Genomic DNA, 18,945 nt, shown 5'->3' on the forward strand with positions numbered 1-18,945 from the left:
GGTCCGAAAAACTCACGGGCTCGAAGGGAGCAAGGACCATTCCAGGCACGGCGGCGTCATGTTCACGCCGTTTCCTCCGACAAAACCTCCCGCGCGACGCGGCACGCCGCGAGATCCCACGCAGCGCAGCCGACCGTCTTCAGCACGACCGGCCGCGTGATGCGCGCCGTCTTGCGCAGCGCGCTCGCGAGCGGCTGCACGCTGCTCCAGTCGATCCCCGCCAGAATCAGGTCGCCTGCCTCGTGGCGCGCGCCCGCCGGATCGTCGACGAATACATCGCTCGCAAGCACGGTGGGGGCGGCGATCTCCGCCGCGTCCGGCGTGAACGCGCCCACGCCGATCACGAGCCGCCCCGTCTGCGGCGCGAGCGAATAGACCGGCGTCTTGCTGGTGGTCGTGGTGATGACGACGTCGATCGAAGCGGGGATGGCGTCGTCGGGAAGCGCCGCGAGCTTCGGCGACAGCGCGCCGTGCGCCGCGCAGAACGCCTCTGCGCGCCCGGGCTTCGAGCCGAGCACGCGGATCTGCGCGCCGGGAAAGAGGCTCGCCAGCGCCTCGACGTGGCAAATGGCCTGCTTGCCCGTGCCGATCACGAGCACCTCGGCGGGCGCGAGCCCAAGCAGGCTTCGGATGCCGAGCATCGTCACGGCCGCGGTACGGCGCCCCGTGACGCTCGGGCCGTCGAGCATGAACTGCGGGACGCCCGTCGCGGCATCGAAGGCCGTGACCTGGCCGTGGATCGTCGGCAGGCCGAGCGCGCCGTTGCGCGGGCACACGTTGACGAGCTTGTGCATGGCGAGATCGGCGGCGCTCGCGGGCATCGAGAGCATCACGGCGCCCTGCGCGAGCGGCACGACCATGCGCTCGGGGCTCACGATCTTTCCGTCCGCGTAGTCGAGCATCGTCGACTCGAGCATCGCTACGAGGCGGTCATAGGGCAGGAGGCGCGCTGTGTCGCGCTCGTCGAAACTTGGGATGGCGGTGCGCCGCGGGTCGGTCATCGTTCGATCGCCTTCGTTGGTGGAGTCGAGCGCGTCATTCTACCGGCAGCCTTGCAGCACGTAGCGCCTGCCGCTACGCCTCAGGAACCGCACGACGACACTTCCGCCACCTGCAGGACTTCGCCCGTCGCCGGATTCTCCACGAACGCGACGACGCTATAGCGCCCTTTCTCCCCGGCCTGCGGCGCATAGTCGCCCGTCACCGCCGCGCGCCCTCCGACGATGCGCACCGGCCCGATCCAGCGCCGCACGACGCGGTCGTGATGCAGCAGCGCGCCCTCGTTCTCGCCCGCCTTCACCTGACTCTCGAGCCCGCTTTCGACGACTGCCGCGTAAGCCACGGCGCCTTCGGGCAGCGTCGGGTGCGCGGTGAACGCGGCGTCGAAGGCGAATTTGCCTGCCGTACCCGGGCGCGTGTCGATGCGGATATCGGCGAGCGGCGCCTGCGCATTCATCTGCTTGATGCGCTCGTCGACGCTCGCCGCATCCGACCAGCCCCGCAGCTCGCGCCCGCCGACGAACACTTCCGGCGTGTACACGACGTGCGAGCCGCCCTGCGAACTGAGCCGCTGCTGGCGCCCGGTGAACACGGGCTGCGCGAAGCGGTCCTTCCAGCCGAGGCTGTCCCAGTAGTCGACATGCAGCGCAAGCGGCACGGCCGCGTCGCTCTTGCGCGCGCGGTCGAACTGGCTCAACCACCGGTCGGCGGGCGGACAGCTGTTGCAGCCCTCGCTCGTATAGAGTTCGACGAGCGCCACGCGGTGCGGCGGGCTCGTCGCGGTGCATGCCGCGGCGAGCGCCGGCCAGGCGGTTGCGGCGGCGAACGCGCCGGCGAGACAGCGGATCAGGGCAATGTGCATCGAAACACTCCGGCAATTAAAACAGGATATGGCTTTGTCGCGCGGGCGCCGTCGAAATTACAATGGTCACGTGAAAAGAGTGTCACGTCACACTTCTGCCACCAGCGACGGGGATAATCGGCCGACCGCGCCGTACCGCGCACCATGCGCCACATCGCCAACGGAGTGCCCTCATGATTTCCCAGGACAAGCAACGCCGCTTCGAAGCGGAACTGATCGACAGCTATGACGAAGAGCTGGAGATGGAACTCGACGACCGCATGCTCGACGGGGAAGGCACGTTTACCGACGAGGACCGCGCGCTGCGCAAGATGTATTTCCGCGAGCTGTTCCGGCTGCAGGGCGAACTCGTCAAGCTCCAGGACTGGGTGGTGACGACGGGCCACCGGCTCGTCGTGATCTTCGAGGGGCGCGACGCCGCGGGCAAGGGCGGCGCGATCAAGCGCATCACGCAGCGCCTGAATCCGCGCGTGTGCCGGGTGGCGGCGCTGCCCGCGCCGAACAATCGCGAGCGCACGCAGTGGTATTTCCAGCGCTATGTGACGCATCTGCCGGCGGGCGGGGAAATCGTGCTGTTCGATCGCAGCTGGTACAACCGCGCGGGCGTCGAGCGCGTGATGAATTTCTGCACCGACGAGGAATACGAGGAGTTTTTCCGCTCGGTGCCGGAGTTCGAGAAGATGCTGGTGCGAAGCGGCATCCAGATCATCAAATACTGGTTCTCGATCACCGACGACGAACAGGAAGTGCGGTTCCAGGCGCGCATTCAGGATCCGCTCAAGCAGTGGAAGCTGAGTCCGATGGACCTGGAGAGCCGCCGCCGCTGGGAGGCCTATACGGTGGCGAAGGAAGTCATGCTGCAGCGCTCGCATATTCCGGAGGCGCCGTGGTGGGTGGTTCAGGCGGTGGACAAGAAGCGTGCGCGGCTCAATTGCATGCATCATCTGCTGAGCCAGGTGCCGTATCACGAGATCGAGCATCCGGCGATAGACTTGCCTGCGCGGGTGTACAACAAGGATTATTCGCGGCAGCCGGTGCCCGGAAGCATCATCGTGCCTGAGGTGTATTAGTTGCCGGCGCAGCAGTGGCGGCAGGCGTGTCTTGTCAGAAGATTCGCGCCCCGCTGCCGCACAACTGCCCGGAACACGTGCTGCGAGCCTTTCACGACCATCACGAACGTGACCTGCGCGAGATTGAAATCGAGCGTCACCATCAGCCGCATGAGCAGCAGCAGCGGCAGCACGACGGCTGGCTGGTAGAGTTGTCGTTCAATTAAGGCTCTCATCGCAGGCTCCCTATCCGATAGTGAAATTCTACGGAACGGAAGTCCCCCGATAAAGACGCTGCGCGCGAAGACATATGTTCTCGAACATGAATAATCGAAGCGTTTTTCGCTGGCGCTTGGGGTGGGGTTCAACCGTTTGGTACGTGCGTGCTTTTGTGAAATTTGCGGTGTTCGTGGTACAGGGTCGGTCGCTGGCGCTTGGGGTTGGTGTTTTTTGAACCGTCTGATGCGCTTCGGCTTCTGTGAAACTTGCTTTCTTATCGGTCTATTAGCTTCGCCCCTGTGCGGGGCGGCAGTCACTTTCTTTGCTGCTGCAAAGAAAGTAACCAAAGAAAGCAGCTATTAGGTCAGCGGTCTTAGGACGTGACCACGTTTGAGTGTTGCAGAGTGGCCCGACCGCCGGAGTGTCCACCTCTGTACGTTGAGCGCATAGGTACGCGGACCCACCGCGTCCTCGCACCCTCTAACGGAGTGGTAAGGCCATCATTCATCCGTCCTCGCTTCGCTCCGACGCAAGGTCCACTACAACCAATCGCTTCGCTTTTCGGCCGTGAGTAGCAAGGCGCTCCGCGCCGATTGCGCATGAGGCGCTTCGTCACGTCCCAGTGCGTGTCTTACCGCCTTGCAAACCTTACGTCGGGCACGTAGTGCCCAGACGGATGAATGACTGCCTTACCACTTCGTTGAGCGGCGCGACGACGCAGTGGGTCCGCGTACCTATCTCCTCAACATACCGAGGTGGCCACTCCCACGGTCGAGCCACTCTGAATGAACCAAACGTGGCCACGTCCTAACACCGCTTACCCCATAGCTGCTTTCTTTGGTTACTTTCTTTGCAGCAGCAAAGAAAGTGACTGCCGCCCCGCACAGGGGCGAAGCTTATAAACCAATATCAAAGCAAGTTTCACAGGAGCGCAGGCGCATCAGACGGTGTTAGCAACCCCCGAACACCCCCGCGCCCAAAAGCTAACCTATCGCTGCGCAATAGCCGGGTCCGCCACCGGCGTGGGAATGGCCTCTCCCCACCCCCCGCCGAGCGCGCGAATCAAGTTCACCGTCGATACCGCCTGCGTGCCCGCAAGCTGCACGGCCGCGCGCTGCGACTGAAGCACGGTCCGCTCGGCATCGATGACATCAAGATAATTGACCTGCCCCTCGGTGTACTGAGTGCGCGACAACTGCGCCGCGCGGCTCGATGCACTGACCGCTTCGGCCTGCGTCGCGGTCTGGGTCTCCAGAATGCGCAGGCTGGCAAGGTTGTCCTCGACTTCCCTGAACGCGACAAGCACCTGCTGCCGGTAATTCGCGACGTCTTCCTCGTAAATCGCACGAGCGTTCGCGAGATTGCCCTTGCGGCGGCCACCGTCGAAAATCGGCATCGACAGCGCCGTGCCGAGGAACGGCCCGAGCAGGAACGTACGGCTCGACCACTGGAACAGGTCGCCGAGCGTCTCCGACTCGAAACCGCCCGAGCCCGTCAGCGTGAGCGACGGGAAGAACGCCGCCTTCGCCACGCCAATGCGCGCGTTCGCGGCAGCCATCGCGCGTTCGGCGGCGGCGATGTCCGGGCGCCGCTCGAGCAGCGACGACGGCAGCCCCGGCGGAACCCGCAGCGTCACCGGCTTGAGCGGATTCGCAGCCATCGAGAACTGCGCCGGCGCCTTGCCGAGCAGCACCGCGAGACTGTGCTCGGACGAAGCGCGCAGGCGCTGCACCGTCATCGAGTCGGAACGCGCCGTGGCGAGCTCGGACTTCGCCTGCGCCACGTCAAGCTCGCTGACTTCGCCTTCGTCGAAACGCCGCTGCACCAGCTTGAGCGCCTCTTCGCGCAGCGTTACCGTGCGGTCGAACACCTGCAACTCGCCGTCGAGCTCGCGCAGGTTGAAGTAGTTCTGCGCGACGTCCGCCTGCAGCGCGAGCTGCACCGAGCGGAAGAGCGCCTCGGACTGCTGCGTGTCGGCCTGCGCGGCGTTCACGGTGTTGGCTACGCGGCCGAACAGGTCCACTTCATACGACACGCTCGCCTGCGCGCGCCACAAGGTCTGCGACGGAATGTCGGTGCCGTCCGGCTGAAACTGCGACGCAGCAGACAGCTTCTCGCGCGTCGGGCCGAAGCCCGCATCGAGGGTCGGGAAAAGACCCGCCCGCGCCGTCTGGTTGATCGCCCGCGCTTCCTTCACGCGCGCGGCCGCGGCCTTCAGGTTCTGGTTCGCGTCGGCGGCCTGTTTTTCGAGGTCGTTGAGCGCCGCGTCGTCGAAGATCGTCCACCACTCGCCGCGCATCACTTCCTCCGAAGGCTGCGCCGTCTTCCACGTGCCCGCTTCAGCGGGCGAGATCGTGTCGGCCGCGTCCGTCGTGTGCGCCGGCGTTTCCTTGAAAGCCGCCGGCGCGCCCACGTCGGGCTTCTCGTACGTCGGCGCGAGCGAGCAGCCCGCGACCACCAGCATCGAGGCCACGAGGCCCGACAAGCCCATCCATCGTTTTAATAACGACTTGTTCATCATTTCCCTCATTGTGCTTCGTACGAAGCATTGATCCCGCGCATCTGCGGATGCGTGCCGTGCTTGTCCGTGATGTGCTCCGTGCGCGCCAGCTTGCGCAGGATCACGTAGAAGACGGGCGTCAGCATCAGGCCGAAGAGCGTCACGCCGAGCATGCCGAAGAACACCGCGATACCCATCGCGTGGCGCATCTCCGAGCCCGCACCCGAAGACAGCACGAGCGGCACCACACCCATGATGAACGCGATCGACGTCATCAGGATCGGGCGCAGACGCAGGCGGCTCGCCTCGATCGCGGCCTGCACGATCGAGCGTCCCTGCATTTCCAGCTCGCGGGCGAACTCCACGATCAGGATCGCGTTCTTCGCCGAAAGCCCCACCAGCACCATCAGCCCGATCTGCGTGAAGATGTTGTTGTCGCCGCCGGTGAGCCACACGCCCACCAGCGCGGACAAGAGGCTCATCGGCACGATCATGATGATCGCGAACGGCAGCGTCAGGCTTTCGTACATGGCAGCGAGCACGAGGAACACGAGCAGCACGCTGATCGGGAAGATCCAGAGCGCCGCGTTGCCCGCGAGGATCTGCTGATACGTGAGGTCGGTCCATTCGAACTTGATCCCGCGCGGCAGCACTTCCTCGGCGATGCGCTCGGCCGCTTCCTGCGCCTGCCCCGACGAATAGCCCGGCGCCGGCCCGCCGTTGATGTCGGCGGCGGTGTAGCCGTTGTAGCGGACCACCATCTCCGGACCGTACGTCGGCGTGACCTTCACGAGCGACGACAGCGGCACCATCTCGCCGTTGGCGTTGCGCGTCTTCAACAGGCCGATGTCTTCAGCGGTCGCGCGGAACGGCGCGTCAGCCTGCACCCGCACCTGATACACGCGGCCGAACTTGTTGAAGTCGTTCACGTACAGCGAGCCGAGGTACACCTGCATCGTGTTGAACACATCCGTCACCGAGACGCCCAGTTGCTTCGCCTTCACGCGGTCCAGATCGACGTTCAGCTGCGGCACGTTGATCTGGTAGCTCGAGAACGTCGGCCCGAGTTCGGGCGTCTGCGCCGCGCGCTTGATGAACGCCTGCGTCGCGTTGTTGAGCGCCTCATAGCCGAGCGCGCCACGATCCTCCAGCTGCATCTTGAAGCCGCCGAGCGTGCCCAGGCCGAGCACCGGCGGGGGCGGGAACACGGCGATGAACGAGCCCTTGATCGCCGCATACTTCTGGTTCAGCGCGGCGGCAATCGCGCCCGCCGACGTCTCCTTGGTCTTGCGGTCGTGGAACGGCTTGAGCGTCACGAACACGATGCCCGCGCTCGACGAATTGGTGAAGCCGTTCACCGAGAGGCCCGGAAATTCCACCGCGCTCTCCACGCCCGGCTGCTTGCGCGCAATGTCCGTCATCTCGCGGATCACCTGCTCGGTGCGATCGAGCGATGCGCCGTTGGGCAACTGCGCGAAGCTGATCAGGTACTCCTTGTCCTGCGCGGGCACGAAGCCGCCCGGCACGACCTTGCCCATCAGCACCGCGCCGGCGAGCAGCACCCCGTAGAGGACCATCATCACCGCCTTGCGGCTGATCACGCCCGTCACGCCGCGGCCATACGCCTCCGAGCCGCGGTGGAACACCTTGTTGAAGCGCTTGAAGAAGCCGCCGAACACGCGGTCCATCGCACGCGTGAGCCAGTCCTTCGGCTCGTCGTGGCCCTTGAGCAGCATCGCGGCGAGCGCGGGCGACAAGGTCAGCGAGTTGAAGGCCGAGATCACGGTCGAGATGGCGATCGTCATCGCGAACTGCTTGTAGAACTGGCCGGTCAGGCCCGACATGAACGCGAGCGGCACGAACACGGCGACGAGCGTGAGCGCGATCGCGATAATTGGTCCGCTCACCTCGCGCATCGCCTGATAGGTCGCTTCACGCGCCGACAGCCCCGCCTCGATGTTGCGCTCCACGTTCTCCACCACCACGATCGCATCGTCCACCACGATCCCGATGGCGAGCACCATCCCGAACAGCGACAGCGCATTGATCGAGAAGCCGAACGCGAGCAGAAGCGAGAACGTCCCGATGATCGACACCGGCACCGCCAGAAGCGGAATGATCGACGCGCGCCAGGTCTGCAGGAACACGATCACGACGAGCACCACCAGCGCGATCGCTTCGATCAGCGTGTGGATCACCGCCTCGATACTGGAGCGCACGAACTGCGTCGGGTCGTAGACGATCTGGTACTCGACGCCCGGCGGCATGTCGGCCTTCAGCTCCTTCATGGTCTGGCGGACCTGTTCGGAGATCTGCAGCGAATTCGCGCCCGGCTGCTGGTTGATGACGATCGCGACCGCCGACTTGTTGTCGAGGAGCGAGCGCAGGCCGTATTCCGACGCGGCCAGCTCGACGCGGCCCACGTCGTGCAGATAGGTGACCGCGCCGTCGGGCGAAGTCTTCAGCACGATGTTGCGGAATTCGGACTCGGACTGCAGCCGGCCCTGCGCGTTCACGTTCAGCTGGATCGGCACGTTCGGCAGCGATGGCGACGAGCCGATCACGCCGGCTGCGACCTGCACGTTCTGCTCGCGGATCGCGTTGATGACGTCCGTCGCGGTCATGCCGCGCTCGGCGACCTTCTGCGGATCGAGCCACACGCGCATCGCGTAGTCGCCCGAGCCCCACAGCTGCACCTCGCCCACGCCGTTGATCCGCTCGAGCCGGTCCTTCACGTTGATGAGCGCGTAGTTGCGCAGATACGTCATCTCGTAGCGGCCGTTCGGCGAGTTCAGGTGGACGACCATCGTCACCGTCGGCGACGACTTGATCGTCGTCACGCCGAGCCGCGTCACGTCCTCCGGCAGACGCGGCAGCGCCTGCGACACGCGGTTCTGCACGAGCTGCTGCGCCTTGTCCGGGTCGGTGCCGAGCTTGAACGTCACGGTCAGGTTCAGGTTGCCGTCGCTGTTTGCCTGCGACTGCATGTACAGCATGTTCTCCACGCCGTTGATCTGCTCTTCCAGGGGCGAAGCCACCGTCTCGGCGATCACCTTCGGGTTCGCACCCGGATACTGCGCGTGCACGACGACCGACGGCGGCACCACTTCCGGGTACTCGGAGATCGGCAGGTTGAACATCGCGATCACGCCCGCGAGCAGCACCACCACCGATAGCACGCCCGCGAAGATCGGGCGGTCGATGAAGAATTTGGATATGTTCATATCGGGTTCTTTTTGCTGAAGCGCCGCTTACGACGCTGATTTCGGTGCGGGCGCGCTCGTCGCCATCGCAACGGCGTTCGCCTTCACGACGTCGTTCGGACGCACGCGCTGCAAGCCGTTCACGACGATGCGCTCGCCCGGCGCAAGGCCCTTCGTGATCACGCGCAGGCCGTCATGCAACGGCCCGAGCGTGACTTCGCGATACTGGGCGCGGCTGTCGCGGTCGACGACCATCACGTACTTCTTGTCCTGATCGGTGCCGATGGCCGTGTCGTCGATCATCACGGCCGGGTGCGGCGTGCCGCCGCCCACGCGGATGCGCGCATAGAGCCCCGGCACGAGCGCGCCGTCCGGATTGTTGAAGCGCGCACGCACGCGGATCGTGCCCGAGCTGGTGTCGAGGCGGTTGTCGACGGAATCCACCACGCCTTCGCGCGAATAGCCGTCTTCGTTCGCGAGCCCGAGCGACACCGGCACGGTGCCCTTCGCATCGTGGCTGAGATAGCGCAGATAGGTCTGCTCGTCGACGTCGAACGATGCGTAGATCGGCGAGACGGACACGAGCGTCGTCAGAAGCGGCGCATTGGCGCCGTTCGCGACCACGTTGCCGAGCGTCATTTCGGCACGCGACACGCGCCCCGACACCGGCGCCACGATGTTCGTGTACGTCAGGTTCACGCGCGCGGACTCGAGCGCCGCCTGCGCGGCCTTCACGTTCGCGGCGGCCTCACGGGCGGCGTTCTGTTTCTCGTCGTAGTCGCGCTTGGCGATCGCGTTGTCCGCGAGCAGGCGTTCCGCGCGCGCCGCATCCGTCGACGTGTACACGTTGCGCGCCTGCGCCGCCGCCAGTTGCGCGGCGGCGCGATCGACCTCGGCAACGTACGGGCGCGGGTCGATCGTGAACAGCTGATCGCCCTTCTTCACGAGCGCGCCGTCCTTGAAATGCACCGCGACGATCGTCCCCGGCACGAGCGGACGGATGTCCACCCGGTCGATGGCTTCGAGGCGCCCGGAGTAGCTCTGCCAGTCGGTGATGGTCTTCGAGACGACAGCCGCGACGTCCACCTCGGTGGCCGGCGGGTGCGCCGCGGCCTGCGCGGCGTTGACGGCGGCGTCGCCATGGCCGCGCCATGCCGTGTACCCGCCCACCCCGGCGATGATCAGCGTCGCGCCGAGCGCGGCATATATCCGTTTGCGTGTGAACATGTGAAAAGCTCCGATAGAGTCGTTGAAATCTATTTTTTTGTGGCGCGCGCGCCGTTACTTCACGCGCGCGAGCCGTTTCTTGAAGAACGTGACGACGTCCGCGAGCGCGGCCGGGTGCGTCGCGAGCCCCTGGTGCGACGCCTTTCCGTGACGCGTCACCTCGGTCGGAACGCCCGCGGCGATCAGTTCGCCCGCATATTTCTCCGCCTCGATATGCAGCAGGTCGTGCTCGGCGCTCGCGATCAGCGCGGCAGGCAGCCCGACTAGGCGCCGCGATTCGAGCGGCGCGGCATATGGATGCAGCCGTTGTGAAGCATTCGGCAAATAGGCGCGATAGCACTTCGCGCACTCGCTCAAGCCCAGATCCGTGCCCTTCACTTTCCGTTCGTCCGCAACCCGCGTCATGCTCGGGTCGAGCAGCGGCGCGAGCAGCGCCTGCGCCGAAACGACAATCTCTCCGCGATCGCGCGCAATTGCCGCAAGGCAGGTCGCGAGATTGCCGCCGGCGTCATGCCCCGCCACGCCGAACCGCAGCGGGTCCGCGCGCTGCCCGCGGGCATTCGCCACCGCCCACTGCGCCGCGCGATAACCGTCTTCGGGCGCGGCCGGAAACGGAAACAGCGGCGCGAGCGAATATCCGACCGACACGACCCACGCGGGGGTGTCGCGCGCGATGGTCGCAGCCGCGAAGTCCGCGTCGTCCAGCCCGCCGCGGGTAAAGCCGCCGCCGTGAAAATAAAGGACAATTGGCAGAACGGTCCCATCCGATGCGGGCCTGTAGCTGCGCAGCACGATGGGCTGCGCGTGTCCGGTAATACGTACGTCCTCGATGCAAAGGCGCGGGGTCTGTTCCAGATCCAGCATTGATGCCATGGTTATTCGCGGCGTGTTCGCGCCATCCCAGCCTGGTTACGATGTGGCGAATTCTGGAGCCCGCAGCTTTTGAAATAAATGCCTATAATCCGGCAACACAATTCGGTCGCACCGAACAATCGCGCCCGATACTGTCCTTAACGCCTCAGCAGCCTGCTTCATTCCATGCGCTGCAAAGCCTCGACGGTGAGAGAAATGGATCGGCTACAAGCAATGCAGGTGTTTACAAGGGTCGTCGACACCAACAGTTTTTCGCGCGCAGCGGATACGCTCGACCTGCCGCGCGCATCGGTCACGACGATCATCCAGAACCTCGAAGCGCATCTGAACGTGCGGCTCCTGCAGCGCACGACGCGGCGCCTGAACCTCACGCCCGACGGCGCCGCCTATTACGAACGCTGCGTGCGCATCCTCGCGGACATCGAGGAGACGGAAAGCTCGTTCGCCCATAGCGGCAAGGGTCCGCGCGGCAAGCTGCGGGTGGACATGCCGGGGTCGATCGGGCGCATGATCGTGATGCCCGCGATGTGCGAATTCCACACGCGCTACCCCGATATCGAGCTGATGGTGGGCTTCGGCGACAAGCCCGTCGACCTGATTCAGGAAGGCGTGGACTGCGTGATCCGCGTGGGCACGCTGCAGGATTCGAGTCTCGTCGCGCGGCGCATCGGCGTGTTCCAGGGCGTGACGGCGGCCAGTCCGCAATACCTCGAACGGCACGGCGTGCCGCAGACGCTCGAGGATCTGCAGCACCACACGGCGGTAAATTATTTTTCGAGCCGCACGGGCCGCATCATCGACATGGACTTCATCGTCGACGACAGGACCATCGAAGTGAAGATGAACGGCCCGATCGCAGTGAACGACGCCGAGGCGTACCTGAACTGCGGCGTGAAGGGCGTCGGCCTGGTCCAGATCGCGCGCTTCATGGCGCTGCCGTACCTGCGATCGGGCGAACTGGTCGAGGTGCTGCCGCAGTGGAAGCCCCTGCCGATGCCGATTTCGGCGGTCTATCCGCACAATCGCCATCTGTCGCCGAAGGTGCGCGTGTTCGTCGACTGGGCGGCCGAACTGTTCGAGCGCTGCCCGCTCCTGTCGGGTCAGGAAGACGCGGAAGACCGCTGCCTGCCGACCAGCACGTCGTCCTCGAAAACCGTCAAGCACGGCACGCCGGAAGTCGCTGGCACGGCCGACGTGGTTGTATAGCTAACGTTTTTCGTTGCTGCGGGCGTTCTGCAGAACGCCCGCACTTTCTTCACTCCATGCGTTTTTCCCCGCGGCAAATCCCTATCGAACCAGGGCTTATTCGTCCCGCCAGGGCGTCCCATGCATGCGCCTGTTCTCTCCCGTTCTCCGCAAACGCCCGCCCCATAAGGCTTCGCGGGATTATTCGCGATCTTCGACTAATCAATTCGCGGTTCGTGGATTTATTCACGGCGCCGCGTTGATTACATTCGGTCCTGTCGCAGTGTCGTCGAACCGTTCGAACGGCGAACTGCTTTGAAAAGCATCGACAGGAGTTTCACCGTGAAAAGCGCACTGATCGCACGTCTTTCGTTTGCCGCCGTTGCCGCCGTTGCCGCCGTTGCCGCTGCTGCCTCGACGGTTGCGTTCGCGGACGGCGGTCAGGGCATCGGGCGCGCAGGCACCTATCAGGTGCAGTCGAGCCAGGCGACGGCAGACGGTGGCCAGGTCGTGAAGACGCGTGCACAAGTGCGCGCCGAACTGGTCGCCGCGTATTCGAACGGCACGCTGCCGGCGCTGAACCGCAATACCTATCCGGACAGAAGCATGGCGGGCGACGCCGTCGCCGCTCAACACGAGCGCCGCGCACGCGACGCGGCGCTCGCCGAACAACGCAATCGCCAGATCGTGGAATATGCGAACGGCTCGACGACGCAAAGCGGCGTCGACGTTCGCTGATTCAAGAAGTTGCAGTCATCATCAGAGGTAAATCATGTACGAGAACACACCGCTTGAGCAGTTTTCCGCACTCGATGACTGGGCGCCTGCCGCGCCCATCTGGCGTCCGTTCGTGCCGCAATCGGCGAGCACGCCGCGCGCACAGCGCACGCATGAAGCAGAAACGGCCGAGGTTGCATGGGAGCGGTAATCGCCGTTGTAGCGTTTGTGGTCGCGACAATCGCGGGTCCGCATGTCATTTCCGGTACTGCCCGAGCGGATGCGCAACCCGCGGTAGAGGGAGCCGTTTCACCGGTCGCGCCCGCCGGAGCGGATGAGTCTGACAGCGAGACGCCGCGCGCCGTCCAGCAGCGAACCTAGGGCTTGATGCGAGGCGGTGCCGCACCGCCTCTCTGCTGCCAATCTCCACCGATGTGACGACGCAGGCTGATTCCGGACATAAACTCCGGAATCAGCCGCATGCGCCTATTTCGCCGCACGCCGTGCAGAAATCGCAGCCGTCCTTGCGGATGACTGCATTTGCGCCGCACGTCGAGCACTTGCGTCCGTGCATCGGCATCAGCGAATGGGGATCGCCCGATGAAGCCTCGCCGTGCACCAGTTCGGTGAAGTCGTCGCCTGAGTCGAGCGCGGGCTGCCAGTCCGTGTGACCGTTCGAGCGTCGCTGCGAGAGCACCCGCGACGGCACCTGATTGCCCTCGCGATCGAGGAAGCCCCGTCGATACAGAATCTGCTGAATCGCATACGCGAGCGCCGCGACCTCCGAGTCGTGCCAGCGCGGACTGCGGTGTCCGTCGAGCCGTTCGACGTCGCCCAGGCGCACCTGCCCGCGGTCCCACGACACCTTGCGCATGTCCTGCAGATTGCGCGCGACGAAACCGCCTCGCGCCGCGAGCGAGAGCGAGCGCATGGTGGCCGTGATCCACTGCTGCGATTCGTCACGCTGCCCGGTCGGGATGAAGAACTCGATCGGGCGCTCGATCGTCACGTCCTCGCCGCCAAGCCGCCCCGTCACTTCGATGAACGACACGGCCACGTAGAGCGACTTCTTGCCCGCCTGCGTCAGATATTCGACCTTCTCGATGATCGCGGGCAATTCTCCGCGCGGCCGATGGTCGATGGCGATGCGCAGCGGATCGAGTTCGAGCTCCGAATCCGGCGAATCGCTCGGCGTCTGCTCGGGCGCCACCGAGAGCACCGCGCCGAGCGTCTCGTTCGGCCGATACGTGGCGAGTCCCTTGAGACCGCGCCGCCACGCCTCGAAGTAAAGATCCTGGAAGGCGTCGAACGGATAGTCGGCAGGCACATTGACCGTCTTGGAGATGGACGTGTCGACGAACGGCTGCACCGCCGCCATCATTTCGAGGTGATCGTGCGCCGACATTTCAAGCGCGTTCACGAAGTAATCGGGCAGCGCCTTCACGTCGCCGCCGAGCTCCCGATACAGCCGGTACGCGTGATCCTCCACGGCGAAGGTCTGACGCCCGCCGTCGGCCATGCGCTTCGTGCGCTGATAGGTCCACGAAAACGCGGGCTCGATGCCGTTCGACGCGTTGTCGGCGAACGCGAGGCTGACGGTGCCCGTGGGCGCGATGGACAGCAGGTGGCTGTTGCGAATGCCGGTGCCGCGGATCTCCGTCTTGATGTCCTCCGGCAGCCGCGAAGCGAACGTGCCCTCTTCCAGATACTGTGCTGCGTTGAAGAGCGGGAACGCGCCCCGCTCGCGCGCCAGTTCCACCGACGCGCGATAGGCCTCGTCGCGCATCGTGCGCGCGACGCGCCTGGCGAATTCGCGGCCCTCGGGCGAGTCGTAGCGGATGCCGAGCATCACGAGCGTATCGCCCAGGCCGGTGAAGCCCACGCCGATCCGCCGCTTCGCCTGCGCCTCGCTCGCCTGCTCCGGCAGCGGCCACAGCGTGACGTCGAGCACGTCGTCGAGAAAGCGCACCTGAATGCGCGTGGTCTTCGCGAGCGCTTCCCAGTCGAATGAAGGCGTGCCTGCGTGCCGCTGCGCAAATGCGTTGCGCACGAAGCGCGAGAGATTGAGCGGGCCGAGATTGCAGCAGCCGTAAGCGGGCAGCGGCTGTTCGCCGCACGGGTTGGTCGCGCGGATCGTTTCGACGGCGCGCAGGTTGTTGTCGTCGTTCATGCGCGACATGAACACCACGCCCGGCTCGGCCACGTCGTAGGTCGAGCGCATGATCGTGTCCCACACTTCCTTCGCCTGCACCTCGCGATAGACCCACATGCCGTCTTCGCGCTGGCGCAGGTCGCCCGATGCGCGCAACGCCGGCGACGGCTCCGCGCGGTGCACGAGTTGCCACGTGGCGTCGTCGGCGACGGCCTGCATGAACTCGTCCGACACCGCCACCGATACGTTGAAGTTGTTCCAGCGTCCCTTCGTCTGCTTCGCCACGATGAATTCGAGCAGGTCGGGATGCGTGCAGTCGAGAATGCCCATCTGCGCGCCGCGCCGCGAGCCCGCGCTCTCCACGGTGCGGCACGAGGCGTCGAACACGTCCATGTAGCTGCATGGCCCCGATGCCGACGATCCCGTGGAATGCACGCGCGCGCCCTTCGGGCGGATCGCGGAGAAGTTATAGCCGACGCCGCCGCCGCGCCGCATCGTCTCGGCCGCCTGCAGAAGCGCCACGTAGATGCCCGGCAGGCCGTTGTCATCCACGCCCTGGATCGCGTCGCCGACCGGCTGCACGAAACAGTTGATGAGCGTCGCCTCGATGCCCGTGCCCGCCGCGCTCATGATGCGGCCCGCGCCGAGCGCGCCGCGGCGGAAGTTGTCGAAGAATTCTGCCTCCACTTGTTTGCGGAGCGCCTCCGGCTCCGCGCGCGCCACGCCGCGCGCCACGCGCCGGTAGATGTCGTCGATGCGCGATTCGTCGCCCTTCGCATACTTTTCGAGCATCACGTCGGTTGAAAACTGCTGCGGTGCAACGGGTGTGTTGAGATTGTCTTCGGCCATGTCCGGTCCTCGAAACGCGCAGGTGCTGCATGTGCAGCATGCGTGACAGCAAACCCGCAAGGGCGATTCACGACGATAGCGCGATTGCCGCGCGCACGCCAAGTCCCTCCTCCCAAAGATCCCCCTTTTACACCTTTCGGACTAGCTCCGCTGAGCGAGCGACACGGTGTCGCGTCGTCCGTTTGGCGAATGTTCAGCCGATATCGCGTGCGGCAAGCTGGCCCCGGGCCTCGCCTACATATCACGCACGATCACGCACGACCTTCTGACCAGCATCAGGACCAGCAAGATGACCGCGGCACGCAACTCCCGGACCAGCCCTCCCGTTTCCGACCCTCGCGCCTGGCGCGTGCTGTGGTCGAGCACCTTTGCCTTCACCATCTGCTTCGCGATCTGGATGATGTTCGCGATTCTCGGCATTCCGCTTACGCAGCAGCTCGGCCTCACCGACACCGAATTCGGCATGATCGCGGCCACGCCCGTGCTGTCCGGGTCGCTGGCCCGCGTGCCGCTCGGCATGTGCACCGACCGGTTCGGCGGGCGCGTCGTGTTCCTCCTCACGATGCTCGCCACCGTCGTGCCGCTGTGGCTGATCTCCCATGCCACCGCGTTCTGGCAATTCATCGTGCTCGGCCTTCTCGTCGGGCTCGCGGGCGCCTGCTTCTCCATCGGCACGCCGTACGTGGCCCGCTGGTTCCCGAAGTCGCGCCAGGGCTTCGCGATGGGCATCTTCGGCGCGGGCAATTCCGGTGCCGCGCTCACCAAGTTCGTCGCGCCCGTGCTGATCGTCGCGGCGGGCACGTGGACGGTCGTGCCCAAGGTCTACTCGGTCGCCATGCTCGTCACCGCGCTCGCGTTCTGGCTCACCTCCGCGAGCGATCCACGCCATCGCATGCCGAAGGCGGCGGGCGCGGGCCGCAGCCCGGGCGTACTCACGGACCCGCGCGCGTGGCGCTACTCGCAGTACTACTCCGTCGTGTTCGGCGGCTATGTCGGGCTCGCGTTGTGGATGCCGCATTACTACGTGAACCACTACGGCTTTTCCATCGAACGGGCCGCGCTCCTTGCCGCGTGCTTCTCGCTCCCCGGCGGCGTGCTGCGCGCGCTCGGCGGATGGCTCTCGGACCGCTTCGGCGCCTACCGCACGACGTGGGCCGTGATGTGGATCGTGTTCGCGTGCTTCTTCGTGCTGAGCTACCCCGAAACCGAGCTCGCCGTCAGTTCCGCGAACGGTCCGCTGCGTTTCGGCATCGCCCTTTCGCCCGGGGTCTTCACGGTGCTGATGTTCGTCGTCGGCATCGCAATGGCGATCGGCAAGGCATCGGTCTTCAAGTTCATCTCCGACGACTACACCGACAACATCGGCGCGGTGTCGGGCGTCGTGGGACTGTCGGGCGGCCTCGCGGGCTTCGCACTGCCCATTCTGTTCGGCGCGCTCGTGGACCTGACCGGCGTGCACAGCACGTGTTTCATGCTCCTTTTCGGGGCCACCGCCATCAGTCTCGTCTGGATGCACTTCTCCTTCCGCTCGATCGGCGTTGCCCACGCGAGCAGCAAGCTCGCGTCGCGTCACGGCGCGGTCTGACACCTTCGTTATCAAAGTTAGCAACCACCATGTCCAACCAGGTCCTCACCATCTGGCGGCCGGAAGATCCATCGTTCTGGAACGCGGGCGGCTCGACGGTCGCCAATCGCAATCTCTGGATCTCGATTCCCGCGCTCATGCTAGCGTTTGCCGTGTGGTCGCTGTGGAGCGTCACGGTCGTCAACCTCGACAAGGGCGGATTCCATTTCAGCAAGAACCAGCTGTTCTGGCTCACCGCGCTACCCGCGCTGTCGGGCGCGACGCTGCGCATCTTCTACTCGTTTCTCGTGCCGATCTTCGGCGGACGGCGCTTCACCGCATTCTCCACCGCGACGCTGCTGATTCCAGCTCTCGGCATCGGCTTCGCGCTGCGCGATCCGTCGACGAGCTACCCCACCCTCCTCGTCCTCGCCCTGCTGTGCGGGCTGGGCGGAGCGAACTTCAGCTCGTCGATGGCGAACATCAGCTTCTTCTTCCCGAAGGCGAAAAAGGGGCTTGCCACCGGGCTCAACGCGGGCCTCGGCAACCTCGGGGTGTCGCTCGTGCAGTTCGTCACGCCACTCGTGATCGCGTCGGCCGTGTTCGGTTCGCTTGCGGGCGACGGCGGCACGTATCCGGCCGACGGGGCCGAGCGCGGCATCTGGCTGCAGAACGCGGGCTTCATCTGGGTGCCGTTCATCGTGGTGGCGTCGCTCGCGGCCTGGTTCGGCATGAACGATATCGCGGACGCCAAGGCGTCGTTCGCCGAGCAGGCCGTCATCTTCCGGCGCAAGCACAACTGGCTCATGTGCTGGCTCTACGTCGGCACGTTCGGATCGTTCATCGGTTTCTCCGCGGGCTTTGCGCTGCTCACGAAGTCCCAGTTCCCGGCCGTCGACCCCACCGCCTACGCGTTCCTCGGCCCGCTCGCCGGTGCGGTGACGCGGCCGGTCGGCGGATGGATCTCCGACAAGCTCGGCGGCGCGCGCGTCACGCTCTACACCTTCGTCGCGATGACCGCCGCGGTGTTCGCCGTGATCCACTTTCTGCCGGAAGGCGGCGCGGGCGGAAATTTCAACGGCTTCCTCGCGACCTTCATCGTGCTTTTCGCGCTGACCGGCATCGGCAACGGATCGACGTTCCGCATGATTCCCGTGATCTTCATGACCGAGCACCAGCGCAAGGCCCGGGCAGACGACAGCGCCGCACAGCGCCGGGCGCAGCAGGAAGCCGGCAAGGAGTCCGCGGCGGTGCTCGGGTTCGCCGGCGCCGTCGGCGCGTATGGCGGCTTCTTCATTCCGCGAACGTTCGGCACCGCGATCGACATGACCGGCTCGGCGGTTCCCGCACTGTATGCGTTTGTCGCCTTCTACGTGAGTTGCGTCGCGATGACGTGGTTCTGCTATGCGCGCCGCAACGCCGACATGCCCTGCTGATCCGCACGGAACTACACCCAAGGACGTAAGCACCTTCCACCCAACGAGGGATAGGCGAACCACACGCTCCCGCCTATTCTCAACCGGTCCGTTTCCGCACGCCGCACGGC

14 protein-coding genes are annotated in these 18,945 nt (G+C 65.3%); 6 read left to right on the forward strand and 8 right to left on the reverse strand.

The features are described 5' to 3' along the window. Positions 1-62: 62 nt before the first annotated feature. The gene (lhpI, locus tag BG61_RS13600; protein WP_035932653.1) at positions 63-1,001 is read right to left on the reverse strand and encodes a bifunctional Delta(1)-pyrroline-2-carboxylate/Delta(1)-piperideine-2-carboxylate reductase; all 939 of its coding nucleotides are present in this window, start codon (positions 999-1,001) and stop codon (positions 63-65) included. A gap of 80 nt (positions 1,002-1,081) precedes the next feature. Next, positions 1,082-1,861, reverse strand: a complete 780-nt coding sequence (locus BG61_RS13605; protein WP_035932659.1) for a DUF1223 domain-containing protein — start codon at positions 1,859-1,861, stop codon at positions 1,082-1,084. 173 nt (positions 1,862-2,034) lie between these two features. Between BG61_RS13605 and ppk2 the strand changes: the two genes are divergently transcribed. Further along, positions 2,035-2,931: a polyphosphate kinase 2 gene (gene ppk2, locus BG61_RS13610; protein WP_035932669.1), complete on the forward strand. Its 897-nt coding sequence runs from the start codon at positions 2,035-2,037 to the stop codon at positions 2,929-2,931. Here ppk2 and BG61_RS13615 read toward each other — a convergent pair. The 5 genes from BG61_RS13615 to BG61_RS13635 all read right to left on the reverse strand — a co-directional run bounded on the left by BG61_RS13615 (position 2,928) and on the right by BG61_RS13635 (position 10,932). Beyond that, the gene (locus tag BG61_RS13615; RefSeq protein WP_035932677.1) at positions 2,928-3,146 is read right to left on the reverse strand and encodes a hypothetical protein; all 219 of its coding nucleotides are present in this window, start codon (positions 3,144-3,146) and stop codon (positions 2,928-2,930) included. The genes ppk2 and BG61_RS13615 overlap by 4 nt on opposite strands. Positions 3,147-4,117: 971 nt before the next feature. Further along, a complete protein-coding gene (locus BG61_RS13620; RefSeq protein WP_035932971.1) occupies positions 4,118-5,647 on the reverse strand; it encodes an efflux transporter outer membrane subunit in 1,530 nt (509 codons plus the stop codon). A gap of 8 nt (positions 5,648-5,655) precedes the next feature. Next, positions 5,656-8,853, reverse strand: coding sequence for an efflux RND transporter permease subunit (locus BG61_RS13625; RefSeq protein WP_035932686.1), 3,198 nt, complete (start codon positions 8,851-8,853; stop codon positions 5,656-5,658). Between the two features lie 27 nt (positions 8,854-8,880). Further along, positions 8,881-10,059, reverse strand: coding sequence for an efflux RND transporter periplasmic adaptor subunit (locus BG61_RS13630; protein WP_035932696.1), 1,179 nt, complete (start codon positions 10,057-10,059; stop codon positions 8,881-8,883). A 54-nt stretch (positions 10,060-10,113) separates the two neighbouring features. After that, positions 10,114-10,932, reverse strand: a complete 819-nt coding sequence (locus BG61_RS13635; RefSeq protein WP_035932704.1) for an alpha/beta hydrolase — start codon at positions 10,930-10,932, stop codon at positions 10,114-10,116. A gap of 195 nt (positions 10,933-11,127) precedes the next feature. On the opposite strand from BG61_RS13635, the gene BG61_RS13640 reads away from it, so the two are divergent. From BG61_RS13640 to BG61_RS42795, 3 genes are all read left to right on the forward strand, one after another. Continuing rightward, positions 11,128-12,138, forward strand: a complete 1,011-nt coding sequence (locus BG61_RS13640) for a LysR family transcriptional regulator (RefSeq protein ID WP_035932713.1) — start codon at positions 11,128-11,130, stop codon at positions 12,136-12,138. Positions 12,139-12,459: 321 nt separating this feature from the next. Continuing rightward, the gene (locus tag BG61_RS13645) at positions 12,460-12,855 is read left to right on the forward strand and encodes a DUF4148 domain-containing protein (protein ID WP_370818071.1); all 396 of its coding nucleotides are present in this window, start codon (positions 12,460-12,462) and stop codon (positions 12,853-12,855) included. A 34-nt stretch (positions 12,856-12,889) separates the two neighbouring features. Then, complete coding sequence (locus BG61_RS42795) at positions 12,890-13,045, forward strand: hypothetical protein (RefSeq protein ID WP_158447165.1); 156 nt, start codon at positions 12,890-12,892, stop codon at positions 13,043-13,045. Positions 13,046-13,306: 261 nt separating this feature from the next. Here BG61_RS42795 and BG61_RS13650 read toward each other — a convergent pair whose 3' ends face one another. Further along, positions 13,307-15,835, reverse strand: coding sequence for an adenosylcobalamin-dependent ribonucleoside-diphosphate reductase (locus BG61_RS13650; RefSeq protein ID WP_035932719.1), 2,529 nt, complete (start codon positions 15,833-15,835; stop codon positions 13,307-13,309). Between the two features lie 289 nt (positions 15,836-16,124). Between BG61_RS13650 and BG61_RS13655 the strand changes: the two genes are divergently transcribed. Together BG61_RS13655 and BG61_RS13660 are read left to right on the forward strand one after the other, a co-directional pair. Further along, a complete protein-coding gene (locus BG61_RS13655) occupies positions 16,125-17,420 on the forward strand; it encodes an MFS transporter (protein ID WP_035932975.1) in 1,296 nt (431 codons plus the stop codon). Positions 17,421-17,449: 29 nt separating this feature from the next. Continuing rightward, positions 17,450-18,835, forward strand: coding sequence for a NarK family nitrate/nitrite MFS transporter (locus tag BG61_RS13660; protein WP_035932726.1), 1,386 nt, complete (start codon positions 17,450-17,452; stop codon positions 18,833-18,835). The last annotated feature ends 110 nt before the right edge of the window (positions 18,836-18,945 follow it).

This window comes from Caballeronia glathei, from assembly GCF_000698595.1.
Taxonomy (GTDB): domain Bacteria; phylum Pseudomonadota; class Gammaproteobacteria; order Burkholderiales; family Burkholderiaceae; genus Caballeronia; species Caballeronia glathei.

Coding starts and splice junctions, on each gene's coding strand:
- lhpI (WP_035932653.1), bottom strand. CDS start 1,001: ATGACCGACCCGCGGCGCACCGCCATCCCAAGTTTCGACGAGCGCGAC.
- BG61_RS13605 (WP_035932659.1), bottom strand. CDS start 1,861: ATGCACATTGCCCTGATCCGCTGTCTCGCCGGCGCGTTCGCCGCCGCA.
- ppk2 (WP_035932669.1), top strand. CDS start 2,035: ATGATTTCCCAGGACAAGCAACGCCGCTTCGAAGCGGAACTGATCGAC.
- BG61_RS13615 (WP_035932677.1), bottom strand. CDS start 3,146: ATGAGAGCCTTAATTGAACGACAACTCTACCAGCCAGCCGTCGTGCTG.
- BG61_RS13620 (WP_035932971.1), bottom strand. CDS start 5,647: ATGAACAAGTCGTTATTAAAACGATGGATGGGCTTGTCGGGCCTCGTG.
- BG61_RS13625 (WP_035932686.1), bottom strand. CDS start 8,853: ATGAACATATCCAAATTCTTCATCGACCGCCCGATCTTCGCGGGCGTG.
- BG61_RS13630 (WP_035932696.1), bottom strand. CDS start 10,059: ATGTTCACACGCAAACGGATATATGCCGCGCTCGGCGCGACGCTGATC.
- BG61_RS13635 (WP_035932704.1), bottom strand. CDS start 10,932: ATGGCATCAATGCTGGATCTGGAACAGACCCCGCGCCTTTGCATCGAG.
- BG61_RS13640 (WP_035932713.1), top strand. CDS start 11,128: ATGGATCGGCTACAAGCAATGCAGGTGTTTACAAGGGTCGTCGACACC.
- BG61_RS42795 (WP_158447165.1), top strand. CDS start 12,890: ATGTACGAGAACACACCGCTTGAGCAGTTTTCCGCACTCGATGACTGG.
- BG61_RS13650 (WP_035932719.1), bottom strand. CDS start 15,835: ATGGCCGAAGACAATCTCAACACACCCGTTGCACCGCAGCAGTTTTCA.
- BG61_RS13655 (WP_035932975.1), top strand. CDS start 16,125: ATGACCGCGGCACGCAACTCCCGGACCAGCCCTCCCGTTTCCGACCCT.
- BG61_RS13660 (WP_035932726.1), top strand. CDS start 17,450: ATGTCCAACCAGGTCCTCACCATCTGGCGGCCGGAAGATCCATCGTTC.